This window comes from Paenibacillus baimaensis, assembly GCF_025567575.1.
Window position 1 is genome coordinate 1 of the sequence record NZ_JAOQIO010000011.1, and the last position, 13,728, is coordinate 13,728.

A 13,728-nucleotide genomic window follows, 5' to 3' on the forward strand; every position below is an offset into this window, starting at 1 on the left:
GGGCCTTGGCAGGTGGGACACTGCAGCGCTGAGCAGTTTGCTGAACGTTATGCTTGCTTTGCCCAAGCCATGAAGGCTGTTGATCATGGGATCAAGCTGTTGGCTTGCGGAGACGTCCGAATGGATTGGAACCAGACTCTCTTACAGAAAGCCGCAGAGCATATCGATTATTTGACTTTGCATTTATATCATGGGTACTCGCGTTTTGGAATGAATGAGCATACGCCAAAGGATGAGCGTTATAAGGCAATGGTTTCCTTTCCGGAATGGACAAGGGCATCTATACAGCAATTAAGAGAAATGTTCAGTTCCAATCAACGGTATGCCCATTTGAAATTGGCTATTACTGAATATAATACGATGTATGCTCCGAATACCATTCGTAAGGGTCTTCCCCATGAGCACACGCTGGAAGCTGCGGTTGCCAATGCGGCGAATTTGAATGAGTTTATTCGAAACAGCGACCTGGTGGAGATTGGCAGCTTCTCCGACCTTGTCAATGGCTGGTTGGGTGGATGTATCAGGGTGGGGGACTTCTATGCGGATCAGTTTCGCGGTAAATCGACAGGCTGGAGCGGTAAGTCTTTGACTGTCTATGGCACACCCACTTATCATGCGATGAAAATGTATGCAAACCGTGACTTGGGTCATGTAGTAAACAGTCATACCGAATGCGGCACTTTTAAAGTGGATAGTCTTGTGTCTGCTGTACCACAGCTTGATCACCTGCTGGATCTGGACGTCGTGGCTTGTATCAATCTTAATGGAGATAAGCTGACCGTCTTTATAGTCAACCGAAGTCTCGAAGCTGCGTTGACCGAAGTGCAGCTGGCCGGATTTGCAGACTCAGGCACAGCCCGTTTATTTGAGTTAACAGCGAATGATTATGAATCCATCAACAGTGTGCACAATCCGGATCTCCTTGTTTGCGTATCCCATGAATTACAATTTTCGCAAAGTCAAGTGAGCTGTCAACTAAGGGCATCATCCGTCTACGTATTGGAAATAACACGCTAACAGGATGGCGATTGCCACTAGCATAAACAGAGGAGCGAAACGAACGAAATGACGACAAAGAAATATGTAAAAAATTATCCGAGACCTCAGTTTGTCAGGGATAACTGGGTTGATCTGAACGGTGAGTGGAGCTTCGGTTTCGATGATGTCAATGAAGGTGAATCCAAGAGGTGGCAGCGAAGCTTCGGCGGGGACGATAAGATTATCGTTCCTTTCACTTACGAGACGGCGGCAAGCGGCATCGGTGAAGAAGCCCACCATCCTTACGTCTGGTATAACAGAGTGCTGCACATCCCGTTGGAAGCAGCCGGCAAGCGAATTCTCCTGCATTTTCAAGCGGTTGATTATATTGCGAAAGTATGGATTAATGGCGAATACGTCGGAAGGCATCAAGGTGGTTATTCGGCATTTTCCTTCGATATCGCACCTTTTGTAACCATCGGATCTTCCAACGAGCTAACGGTCAAGGTGGAAGACAGTATAGACACGACCCAGCCCCGTGGCAAGCAGCGTTGGGTGGACGATAACTTTGAATGCTTCTATGTACAGACGACGGGTATATGGCAGACCGTTTGGCTGGAGTATGTAGATCGGGAATACGTCGATTCGGTGAAAATCACGCCGGACGTCGATTCCGCAACCGTTCGCTTTGAGTACCAGGTCAAAGGCGATGTCCACTCTGGCAGCAGGCTTCGGCTGGAAACAATTATTACGATGAAGGGTCGTCAGGTTAAGCAGGCAAGCTTGATGATTGACCGCTCTTGGCTGCAACTGGAGGTCGATCTCGTTCACGAAATGAACGGACCGTGGAAGCGTTGCTACTGGGCACCAGGTCGTCCGAATCTGTACGATGTTGAGTTTATTCTGTACCGTGACGATGTCGTGATTGACCATGTCTACTCTTATTTCGGCATGAGAAAAATATCTATTGAGAAGGACAAGGTGCTGCTTAACAATGTTCCGATCTACCAGCGGTTACTGCTGGATCAAGGCTATTGGCCGGACAGCCATTTGACGCCTCCTTCCGAGGATGCACTGATCGCGGATATCGATCTCCTTCTGCAGATGGGGTATAACGGTGTCCGTAAGCACATGAAGGTGGAGGACGCCCGGTTCCTGTACTGGTGCGATGTCAAAGGCGTACTTGTATGGTCCGAGATGGCTGCGACCTTCGAATTTAACGATAATGCGGTTCAAAATTTTACATTGGAGTGGATGGAGGTCGTTCGTCAGCAGTATAATCATCCTTCCATTATCACGTGGGTTCCGTTCAATGAATCGTGGGGCATCATGAACATTTTCAAGGATCAAAGGCAGCAGAAATTCACCGAATCGATCTATTATTTAACAAAGGCGTTCGATCCGAATCGCCCGGTCATAACTAACGACGGCTGGGAGCATACGGTGTCCGATATATTGACGCTGCATGATTACGTGGAAACAAAGGAGCGATTCCTTAAACGTTATGCGAACAAGGACGAAATCGTGAACAACGAGAAGACCTTCAACCAATGGAAATACGCTTTTGCCGACGGCTACAGCTACAAGGGACAGCCGATCATCGTCAGCGAATTTGGCGGCATTGCCTTCAAGTCTGACAAAGGCTGGGGCTACGGCGGTCAGGTTGGTTCGGAAGAAGTGTTTCTTGAACGCTTCCGCGGCATTCACGAAGCTATCAAGCAGACGGAATACATCGTAGGGTACTGTTATACGCAAATTACCGACGTTCAGCAAGAGGTGAATGGGCTCTTGACCGAGGAGCGCAAGCCTAAGGTGCCGATTGACAAGATTAGGGAGATCAATCTTGCCTGAAGAGAGCGATCTGTTAAGTTAATCGAACACAATTACCAGTATGAGCCAGTTTCCAAGCAACAAAGAAGCCTTAGTCCGGTATTCACCGAATTAAGGCTTCTTGTCATGGCACGAACACGGATTGAAATGAGGAACGCTTATCGCTTATCTTGGTCTTGATTAGGCGTTTCCGGTAGATCCTCTTGTACCTGACTATTTACAAAAGCCTGCTTGTCTATATTGGCTTGAAACGCGATTTTACCTTCAGCCAATTGTTGTATTTTTGCTATTTGTTGACTTTTGTTCAACAAGATCGCCTCCATTTCATCCATAAGATTCCCATAAAAGAAATGAATCATGCAAATCCGTTCATAAATCGACTTCGTTTCTTTACTCGAATTTAAATTTATCCTTCCATTACATCCGCACCCAATTCGCCTGCAACCTCAATCATTTTGGGAATTACGGCTTCATTGGTGCCGGATACATAAATATCTCCTTGATAGTACCGAAATGGGATCTTTGCATCGCCACAGCTCCACATGAAAAACTCCCCTTCAATGGACATGCTGGTAGAGCCTGTCACCGTAAATACGGAGGTATAGGAAAAATCAGGTTTAGAAGAAAAAAACTTTTTGCACTCTTCTAATGTTATGGTTTTCGCTGAATTGTCATTGTCCTGTAGTGCTCTTGTGATTCGATAACGTTGACTCATTGAGATTCCTCCATTATTACTGGATAGCTGGGTCGTGCACGAGTTCAATGCAGCAGGTACCCTTGTCCAGGCTTATTTTATGACTTTGTGTCCTAGCTCCGCCTTATGTTGAGTTGAAGCCGTAATCATGCAAACCCAAATGCTGAATACTCCACAGATGATATAAGTATACGTATAGTAAGGTGCTGCTTCACCACGAATGAACATCATTGTTGTAATACCATTGGTCGATCCATCGCCTCCAACAAGTATTAATAAATAACCGATTAAGTATATCAATAAACGCTCACTAATTACAGGAATTATACTGACCCATAGTGCGCCAGAGCGCTTTTTGACAAAAGCCCTTTTTACATATAGTCCTGCAAGCAGATACGGTACGATTATCAAAGGTACACCAATAAAAGTGCCGGAAAGATCCCAATTGTAATCAGCTGGTTGTTTGAAAAGTATGGGATACAGTGTAAACATAGCAAACAGCGTAAGTAAATAGCCAAACGTTGTAACCAACCAGCCTCCAACAATCTTACCCATCATATCTATCATCCTCCTTTCCATTGTTGCCTACAGTTATCTTTAAGTAAAGACTGATTACGAGGAAATAATGTCATACTGACGTGTATCCTATTAGGATATAATATGATGGATGAACTCCTCTAGAAGAAAGAGAGTGTGGAAATTTTGAAAATTAGAGTAGCAAGGGAATCCGACTATCCAGAATTAAGACAAATATACCTTGACTCACGTCGTAACAGTTTTGAGTGGGCTAATAAAGAAGAAATGACCTTGGAAGACTTTGATAAGCATACTGAAGGAGAATATATGATTGTAGCAGAAGAAGACGCCCGTATTATGGGATTTACTTCGTTGTACTTGCCGGATAATTTTATTCATAATTTATTTGTTCACCCTGATTGTTCAGGAAAGGGCGTTGGTAGTCAATTACTTCATTCTGCCATAGAAAAAATGAATAAACCAGTAACCTTGAAATGTGTATCTAAAAATCAAAAGGCAATGCAGTTCTACGAAAATAATGGCTGGAAAAAGGTTGTTGAAAAAGGCAGTCCCGATGAAAGGTATTGGGTAATGGTGTACGAATAAAGCAGGATAAAGCAGGATAAAGCAGGATAAAGCATGGTATGAAGAAGTCTTTTCGCTCTGAATGTTGCCACTAGTCTGCCCTCTCTAAATGCTTTTATTTTAATAAAACTATCAAAAAAATACCATTTTCCTGAAGATTTCTTGTAAAATACAGTCGGATATATGGTTTTTTTGTCGGATATATATTAAAATAACTAAGCATTTTTGTAAATTCTTCCTCTGGAAGAGTAATCATACATTATAGGAGAGAGAGACTTGGGCACAGAGAGAAAGAGTAGAGTGCTGCTGCAAGTGCTGGCAGCTATTCTAGCAATCCTACTTATGATGGGGAATGTAGTAGTAATAGCCTCGGATTCGCAATCGGTCAGCAAGGAGATCGTTGATCCCTATCAGGTGTACACGTATGAATTGATGACGCAACAAATCGACCAGTTGGCAGCTGCTTACCCTGAATTAATTGAGGTGAAGTCAATTGGGACAACAGGGTTTGGCCGAGATATTAAGGCGGTAAAAGTCGGGAAAGGCGATGCCTCTATCCTCATAGATGGGTCTCAGCATGCCAGGGAATGGATGGGGACAAATCTGATCCTATATATGATAGACCGTTACGCGTATGCCTATGAGCATAATATGAAATATGAACATTATCCTGTTCGTCAATTGCTGGATCAGTGTTCGATCTGGTTTGTGCCGATGGTCAATCCGGATGGTGTGACGCTTCAGCAGGAAGGGCTGAATGCTTTTCCTGAGTCGTACCATTCTTATCTGCTCAGCATGAACGGTGGCAGCACTAATTTCAAACGCTGGAAAGCAAATGCGACAGGAATCGATATTAACCGTCAGTATCCTGCGATGTGGACGGGCATTCGTAATTCTCCCCAGTACCCGACATTCAAAAACTATAAGGGCTCAGAGCCGGTGGAAACAGCCGAAGCCCTCAGCATGATTCGATTTACATACGAGAGCGATCCGGAAATTGCCCTTTCCTATCACACCTCAGGCGAAGTGTTATATTGGCATTTCAATACGGCTTCGGAATATGTTGCGCGCGATAAAAAAATGGCTGATACGATAAGTGGCATGACAGGATACAGCCAAATCAAACCGGAAAAGGACCCTTCAGGTGGAGGCTTCACGGATTGGTTTATTGTGCAATTCGGGCGCCCCGGTTTTACAGCCGAGCTTGGGCCGTATCAAGAAGAAAACGAGCTGCCCCTGTGGACGTTTACTGACATATGGGAGAAAAATCAGTCGATGGGCCTGTATCTGGCTTCAGAAGGGTACAAGCTGTGGCGGGAGCGCTACCCGATCGAAAAGGTCGAGGAAAACATTCAACTGCTCGAGCCGGTGCAACTCTACAATCGCCCCAGCGATTCGTTTCCTACTGGCGGGGAGTTGAAGGAAGCAAAGGTTACATCGGATTCCCGCATGGGGGATTGGTACCGCATACCAACATGGCTCGGTCCGAGGTGGGTACGACTGAATCACGTGTCTTATCTTCATGGACACAGTGAGAGTTATCCGAATCGCATCAACCTGAAGGAAAAGACAGCTATTTATAAGTATCCCAAAGCGAACGAGGCAGAGCTGCTCGGCCAATTGGAGCCGCAGGAGGTTGAGACCTTGGAACGCTGGAATGACTGGATACTAATCCGAACCTGGTCAGGCGATGGCTGGATACAGGAGAAGAAATAGGGTTGATCGTGAGGTCGGGTGCATTTCGCACTCGGCTTTTTGTTTACTTTGTTTTTTTGAACAATTAGCTCATTAAAATTTAGATCGAATTACAATAAACAGTAGATCAAATTGAAATGTCAGGTTATAAGCGGTAAAATGTGGGCAAGAGCACTTTTATGTCATGAAACATAACGTATATAAGTGTATAAATGAATGGAACATCTTTTTATGGCAATTTTCCTTACAATTAATTCGGGTCGTACAGAAAGGAATGATCAATGATGAGCTTAGAGGCTTTGAACGAACGGGTAAAAACGGATCTTTCCTATCTCGCTTACGGCGGGCCGAACTGGGTACGACCGCTTAACCATCCTGATGGACATGTATATGATGTAGTAATCGTCGGCGGGGGTCAAAGCGGATTAGGTGCGGCCTTCGGCCTTTTGCGTGAGCGAGTATCCAATATTCTGGTCATCGACGAAAACACCGAAGGATTGGAAGGGCCTTGGGAAACTTATGCCCGAATGGTGACACTGCGCACGCCTAAGCATCTGACCTCTATTGATCTTGGAATTCCTTCTCTGACATTCCGCTCGTGGTGGGAAGCGCAAGTGGGGCTGGAAGGCTGGGAGGCATTGGTCAAGATTCCGCGGGGCGACTGGATGAACTATTTGCGCTGGTATCGGAAAATTCTCAATCTGCCCGTCATAAATGAGGTCAAGCTGAAGTTGATTGAGCCTGCTGAAGGAGGCATCCACCGACTGCATGTGGAGAGAGCGGGTATCTCATCCAGTCCATTGCTGGCGCGCAAGGTCATTCTGGCCACGGGGATTCAAGGTGGTGGCGAATGGCATGTTCCTCCCCTGATTGCCGACAACTTGCCGAGGCATCTTTACGCACATACCTCTGAGGCTATTGACTTTGAAGCTCTTATGGGCAAAAAGGTGGCTGTTTTGGGTGGTGGAGCTTCGGCCTTTGATAATGCCAATTTTGCACTATCAGAAGGTGTAGCTGAGGCCCATGTATTCGTCCGCCGCAAGGAGATTCCTCGTATCAACCCGATTCGCCAGATGGAGGTTTCCGGTATGATTGAGCATTTTCCAGCCTTGTCGGACGCTGATAAATATGCGGCTATTGCCCATTTCTTTAAACACAACCAGCCGCCGACCAACGATACGTTTGAACGTGCGGCTTCATGGTCTGGATTTAATGTTCATTTGAATGCACCGTGGCTTGATGTAGAGGCAATTGGTGAGGGTGCATTGGTGACTACGCCTCAAGGCACATACCACTTTGATTTTCTGATTATCAGCACGGGTTTGCTCACTGATCCCGCCTTGCGTCCCGAGCTGAGACTTATTGAAACACATATTGCCCGTTGGGGCGACCGCTACAAGGCCCCGGAAGAGCTGGCCAATCCTGTGCTCGACGCGCATCCTTACCTTAGCCCTGGGTTCGCTTTCTTAAGTCGTACTGAAGAGGGCCAAAAGCAGCTGGACGGACTTTTTACTTTTAGTTATTCGGCATTGATCAGCTGCGGGATTTCCGCCTCTGCACTTTCAGGTATGCGATATGGGATTCCGAAGCTCGTAACAACCGTGACAGACCAGCTTTTCCTGGACGATCGTGAAGAGATTTTGAAAAACTTTTTTGCCTATAGGGATACTGAATTTATAGGAGAATGGACGAAGTAGGGGGAAGCTATGAGTTAGTAACAATGTGCTCGGGGTCATTTTCAGGTGATGCAAGGTAAGGGACTATGTATGGATTTTGAACAACAAGTTCCTGCAAAAAGGTACTGACCTAACGGTCGGTGCCTCTTCGTTATGTAGACTGCCTTGAGTGGAAATTTGATCCTGAATTTATGATATCTTTAAGGTTCCATGGCAGGTGGACCACATTGGGATGTCGAAAAGGTCACTTATGATAAATTCAATGAGTAAATGGAACTATATGAAATTCTTTTTAATGATTGGAGTGATCTGTACCCTACTGGTGGGATTCCGCATGCTCTGGATTGTTATTCAAACGATTCCCGAGCATCCTAAAGCCGTACAGGGCGTTCTGGATCTTAGAAACTTCAGCATCAATAACAGTCGCCCCATTACGTTGGATGGCCAGTGGGAATTTTACCCGGGTCAGTGGTTACAAACAAATGATACAGCCAGCCTCGCGGCGACAACGAACCGAGACTACCTTAACGTTCCCGGCAAATGGGATGATGCCTTCTCTTCAACTGCCCAAGAGAATGCTGCCCACGGTTATGGAACATATCGCTTGGTCGTCAAGATCCCCGAAAGTGAAGAAACAATGTTTGGCATCAGGGTGATGAAAGCGGTAAGTGCCTCCGAGGTATACATCAATGGACATTTGACAGCCCAAAATGGGCGTCCCGCCGTATCGAAAGAGCTTCACCAAGCTCGAAATACACCTTATTCCGCATTCTTCACATCGAATGGAAGCACGATTGAGATCATCATACATATGTCCAATTATGAATATGCACGTGGGGGAGGCATCGTCCGCTCGGTGAAATTGGGAACAGCCGAAGCGATTGGACGGGAGTCCTTGCTATACACCGTCACGAACCTGACAGCAGCTATTGTTTTGTTTCTGTATGGGTTTTGTGCTTTCATTTTGTATGCCTTTCGGAACAGGAGTAGAATGTTTCTTTACTTCTCGTTTCTTTTATTCAGCGGCGCGAGCACGGTGCTGATGAATTATGAAAAACTATTTCTGATAGGGGTGCCTCTCAATTTCGAATGGGCCATGAAGCTTCAGTACCTAGCATATTGCGGTACGGCCATGTTCGTATTACTGTTCTTGAAGCATCTTCTTCCTGAATATGGGAAGGCTAGATCCATTCCCTGGTTTTGTACGCTGTGTGGTTTGGTTGCCTTGGTGAGTGTGCTATCCCCAGCCTCTTACGTTGCGTTAATCGAGCCGCTGCCTGTACTTCTAAACGCAACAACCGCGATTATCGTTCCTGTCTTTTATCTTCGCGAGGCCTGGAAGAGGGGTGAAGGTGCCTTTTACATGCTGCTTGGGGCGTGCGGAACCTTTTCCCATACAGTATGGAGTGTAATGGACAATATGGCTTTATTCGAGGCTGCTTATTATCCATTTGATTTGCTCATTTCATTTTTCAGCTTGGCTTTATTCTGGTCAGTAAAATTTCTTCGGGCCACTGAGAACACCAAAAAGCTCGCCGAGGAGCTTCTGCAAGCAGATCGTAACAAGGATGAATTCCTTTCCGTGACTTCTCATGAGCTGCGCAATCCGCTTCACGGAATGATTAACATTGCTCAGGCTGTCATCGATACTGCGAAACCTGCGCTTGACCACAAGCAAACGAAAGATCTGGAGCTGCTCATTTCTATCGGGCGTCGGATGTCCTTCCTGCTGAATGATTTGCTGGATCTGGATCGTCTAAAAGCGAATGCTATCCGACTTGAGACGTCCCGTGTTCGTGTGCAGTCCGTGGCTTCCGTTGTCCTGGACATGCTTCATTTTATGATAGAAGACAAGAGTCTCCAATTGGTCCATGCCATACCTGATGATTTTCCTGAAGTGAGGGCTGACGAAAATCGGCTTTTGCAAATTTTGTTCAACCTGCTGCATAATGCGGTCAAGTATACACATGAAGGGTCGATTTCGATAAGTGCAGAGTTGAAGGAGGGCATGGCCTACATTCATATTCATGATACCGGAAGCGGCATCGATGTAGAACTGCAGAGTAGAATTTTTGAGCCTTATGAGCGCGGCGATGCTAACCTGACGGGTACGGAGGGTGGACTGGGCCTCGGTTTGAGCATCAGCTCCCGATTGATACAGCTGCATAAAGGATCTTTGACGGTCAGCTCCGAGCAAGGACGGGGATCTATATTTACGTTCACGCTGCCGCTGGCGGATGTTATTGATCCAACGGCCATCATGATGGTTCAAAGTGTAGCTGCAGCTGCTTCATTTAAGGAAATCGCTGCTGCCGCTGTCGCTAATACCTACAATGAGACTTCACTTTCATCGGCGCACTCCCTAACGAATTCACCGAGAATTTTAATTGTAGACGATGACACCATCAACTTGAAAATATTGTACAACCTGCTCAAAGCGGAGCTATATGAAATTGTTACCGTTACAGGTGGTCACGAAGCGCTCGCCATGCTGAACAAAGATCATTGGGATCTGGTTATTACAGATGTGATGATGCCCTATATGTCAGGCTATGAGTTGACACGTTCGATTCGCAATCGGTTCTCATTATCAGAGCTTCCAGTGCTTCTATTAACGGCAAGAAATCGTCCGGAGGATGTATCGATGGGATTCCAGTCCGGTGCGAATGATTTTATTACCAAACCGATGGATGCGCTGGAGTTGAAATTCAGAGTGCGAACCTTGACCGATCTGAATCGCTCGTTCCGCGAACGCCTCAGTCTGGAGGCCGCATGGCTTCATGCCCAGATCAAACCGCATTTTCTTTTTAATGCCTTAAACTCGATAGCAGCTCTTAGCGAATTCGATATGGAGCGCATGCGGAGCCTGCTGGAGGCTTTTACCCAATATTTACGTGCAAGCTTTGACTTTCGTAATCTCGACCAGTTGATTCATCTTGAGCAGGAATTAGACCATGTCCGCACTTATTTGTTTATAGAAAAGGAAAGATTCGAGGATCGCTTAGAGGTTGTATGGGAGTTGAATGGAAAGCAACATCTGATGGTTCCCCCGCTATCGATACAACCTCTTGTGGAAAATGCTATCCGACATGGTATCATGAATCGTATCCAGGGTGGAATTGTCACAATAAGAGTAACACAAAGGTTGGACGGAACGGAAATTACCGTAAGCGATAACGGTGTTGGCATGACGGATGAAAGACTGCAAGCGGTATTGAATAGAACATCGGATGAACGCCAAGGTGTCGGTTTGTACAATCTGGATCGCCGTCTGAAGCAGTCGTTCGGTGAGGGTTTGAACATAGAAAGCGAAGCAGGTCTTGGCACAACGGTGAAGATGTCCATCCCTCTTCAATAAAGCCTCTTAGTCAACATTGCCCGGTTATAGAATGGATAATCGATGAATAGGGGGAATAAGATGAGGTTTATATGCATTTAATTGCTATACCTCAAAGGACGGATGGTTTAACGTTATATCGGGGAATTTACGCAGCTGCTGGTGACGCCATACAGATAGGGCAAATGTAATAAACGCAAATCAGACCCGCATCATATACATGATGTGGGTCTGACCATTAATGTAAGAGGAGGGGTATTGATAGAATACCAGTGGTTAATTAATTTAACCTTAATCACTCGTGAAGGTAATGTTAATTTTATCAGATAATCATTTTTAATGATTATGACTAACAATATTAAACTGGGGAGTCTGAAACAAATCTGTAAGCTGATCGATGTGATTGAAAAAAATGGATCAGGAGTGATTGCGATGCATACCATTCGACTAGTTAAACCTTCCATGGAATACCGTGAATCCTACTTGTCGTTCTATGACGACTGGATAAGCAGCGGTGAAGATATCGTACCTTGGGTAGTCGAAAAGGACCCCAGCGATTTCACGGCAATGCTGGAGTCTTTATATTCAGAGGATAGCGAGGAGAAGTTAACCAATCTCCATTGGGTGCCTCACTCGACCTACTGGCTGATGAATGAGGACAACCTGCTCGTAGGCGCGGCGAACATCCGTCATCGATTGAATCTGAAGCTCCTGAACAGCGGCGGACATATTGGTTATGGAATACGACCCTCATATAGACGCAAAGGGTACGCGAGTGCTCTGTTGGCCCACACCTTACAAATCACGAAGGTAATGGGCTTGGATAAGGTGCTGTTAGTATGTGACAAAGACAACATCGGTTCGGAAAAGACCATTCTGAAGCACGGTGGCGTGTTTGAATCTGAATTTGTGATGGAAGATGGCAATATCGTCAAGAGATTTTGGATTGGATAACACTCATGAAAAACGCTAAGCCCTTGAAGGCTTAGCGTTGAGCCAGGTAAGAAGGTTCCCTCACTTGATTGGCCCTGATTTATTTAACATAATGATGGCTAACCAGAACGTCAGCAAGTACATCGGTTGGAATGATGAATTCTGTAATTCCCATGTAGCCGGGAGCCACCTCGTATTTATCAAAGGAGATAACCAATTTGCCCTCATTGTTAATATAAAAGTTTTGATCCTTCTTAATGGTCATAAATTCCTCTGTGGGGACGTCATTTTTTTCAGTTGAAATCCAATAGATCTTATTAGGATCTGCCTTCATCCGTGCTTTCATTTGTTCCTTGATATTATCACTGATTACACTCATATATCGATCATCTTTAAATAGCATTGGCAGATTCAATAATAGTTGATTCGTCTTATCTATCGTATCATATTTCATAGTTGTAGAAGATGAACCTACGGTATTGACTACGTATCTGCCGATAGACAATAGTTGATCGTTGTCCGTTTTCACCTCATACCCCGTATCTAACCCTAAGTGGCCGTCTCCATTTTTCTTTAATGACTCCATTTCAGCTTGAAACTCATCATATAGCTGTTTGTTTTCCTTCAGATATTTTTCGTTGAGCTCAAGTTCTAATGCTTTATTATCGAGATTGGTAATGACGGGGACCTTGACGTCAGCATTATAGTAGGGCTCGTCAATCTTATACTCTCTAAAAGTGAGCACCTTGACTATACTCTCGACCCCGGGTATTGCGGAAAAAGCATTCGCCACCGTCGTGCTGGTGTTGATTCCGATAACAAAAATCAGTGCTGCCGCACTAACTCCAGCTAGCCATTTAGAGGGAATCCGTTTCTTCCTACCATTACGTAAGGCTCGGTTGACGATTAGGTCCAGTTCCTCAGGAATAGGGACCTGCTTGTATTCATCTTGCAGCTTTTTGAATGGGGTATCCATCTACTTTACCTCCTTGGCAGGTTCGTCATTCATAGTGACTCTTAATATTTGGAGTGCCTGATAGAGCCGGGTTTTGATCGTATTGACGTTTTCATTTAATATGTCAGCGACTTCCTCAATTTTCAAATCTTCAAAATATCTAAGCACGATGACACTTCGATACTTATGGGGAAGATTGTCTAACGTTTGTTCCAAATCAATATCGGGATAAATGTCTGCCGTCCCAGGGCTGTAGGATTCGATCGTTTCTTCATCTACGATTTGAACCTTTTTTTGTTTCCTCAGAAAATCTAAAGAGGTGTAGACCACAATTCTGTAGAACCAGCTCTTGACGGCTTCAGGCTTGTTGAGAAGCTCGATGGACGTCAAAGCTTTGTAAATCGAGTCCTGAACGATATCGAGCGCATCCTCTTTATTTTTGACATAGCTGTATGCCAGTCGGTATACATTTTCCTTGTGATCGGTGATGCAGCGAGTAAGTAATTGTTCGGTTTTCCTGTTGGGCATG

Annotated in this window: 12 protein-coding genes; 7 read left to right on the forward strand and 5 right to left on the reverse strand. The window is 45.2% G+C overall.

What is annotated here, in order from left to right; all coding sequences use genetic code 11:
- Together OB236_RS05480 and OB236_RS05485 are read left to right on the forward strand one after the other, a co-directional pair.
- Positions 1-1,017: alpha-L-arabinofuranosidase C-terminal domain-containing protein (locus tag OB236_RS05480; protein WP_317259319.1), on the forward strand; the 1,017-nt coding region annotated here is incomplete at its 5' end.
- A gap of 48 nt (positions 1,018-1,065) precedes the next feature.
- On the forward strand, positions 1,066-2,829 hold the full coding sequence (locus OB236_RS05485) for a glycoside hydrolase family 2 protein (RefSeq protein ID WP_262683117.1): 1,764 nt from the start codon (positions 1,066-1,068) through the stop codon (positions 2,827-2,829).
- Between the two features lie 137 nt (positions 2,830-2,966).
- On the opposite strand, the gene OB236_RS05490 is transcribed toward OB236_RS05485, so the two are convergent.
- From OB236_RS05490 to OB236_RS05500, 3 genes are all read right to left on the reverse strand, one after another.
- The gene (locus tag OB236_RS05490; RefSeq protein ID WP_262683118.1) at positions 2,967-3,116 is read right to left on the reverse strand and encodes a hypothetical protein; all 150 of its coding nucleotides are present in this window, start codon (positions 3,114-3,116) and stop codon (positions 2,967-2,969) included.
- 98 nt (positions 3,117-3,214) lie between these two features.
- Complete coding sequence (locus OB236_RS05495) at positions 3,215-3,523, reverse strand: hypothetical protein (protein WP_262683119.1); 309 nt, start codon at positions 3,521-3,523, stop codon at positions 3,215-3,217.
- A gap of 72 nt (positions 3,524-3,595) precedes the next feature.
- Complete coding sequence (locus tag OB236_RS05500; protein WP_262683120.1) at positions 3,596-4,060, reverse strand: hypothetical protein; 465 nt, start codon at positions 4,058-4,060, stop codon at positions 3,596-3,598.
- Positions 4,061-4,204: 144 nt separating this feature from the next.
- On the opposite strand from OB236_RS05500, the gene OB236_RS05505 reads away from it, so the two are divergent.
- From OB236_RS05505 to OB236_RS05525, 5 genes are all read left to right on the forward strand, one after another.
- Entirely contained in the window at positions 4,205-4,624 is a 420-nt protein-coding gene (locus tag OB236_RS05505; protein ID WP_262683197.1) for a GNAT family N-acetyltransferase, read from the forward strand.
- A 255-nt stretch (positions 4,625-4,879) separates the two neighbouring features.
- Entirely contained in the window at positions 4,880-6,319 is a 1,440-nt protein-coding gene (locus OB236_RS05510) for a M14 family zinc carboxypeptidase (protein ID WP_262683121.1), read from the forward strand.
- Between the two features lie 263 nt (positions 6,320-6,582).
- Complete coding sequence (locus OB236_RS05515) at positions 6,583-7,995, forward strand: NAD(P)-binding domain-containing protein (RefSeq protein WP_262683122.1); 1,413 nt, start codon at positions 6,583-6,585, stop codon at positions 7,993-7,995.
- 313 nt (positions 7,996-8,308) lie between these two features.
- Positions 8,309-11,332 carry a hybrid sensor histidine kinase/response regulator gene (locus tag OB236_RS05520; protein ID WP_262683123.1) on the forward strand — a complete coding sequence of 1,008 codons (3,024 nt, stop codon included), beginning with the start codon at positions 8,309-8,311 and terminating at the stop codon, positions 11,330-11,332.
- Positions 11,333-11,743: 411 nt separating this feature from the next.
- Positions 11,744-12,265 carry a GNAT family N-acetyltransferase gene (locus OB236_RS05525; protein WP_262683124.1) on the forward strand — a complete coding sequence of 174 codons (522 nt, stop codon included), beginning with the start codon at positions 11,744-11,746 and terminating at the stop codon, positions 12,263-12,265.
- Between the two features lie 79 nt (positions 12,266-12,344).
- Here the strand turns inward: OB236_RS05525 and OB236_RS05530 are convergent, their stop codons facing one another.
- On the reverse strand, positions 12,345-13,220 hold the full coding sequence (locus OB236_RS05530) for a DUF3298 and DUF4163 domain-containing protein (protein ID WP_262683125.1): 876 nt from the start codon (positions 13,218-13,220) through the stop codon (positions 12,345-12,347).
- The gene (locus tag OB236_RS05535) at positions 13,221-13,727 is read right to left on the reverse strand and encodes an RNA polymerase sigma factor (RefSeq protein WP_317259320.1); all 507 of its coding nucleotides are present in this window, start codon (positions 13,725-13,727) and stop codon (positions 13,221-13,223) included. It abuts the gene before it with no gap.
- Position 13,728: the final 1 nt, after the last annotated feature.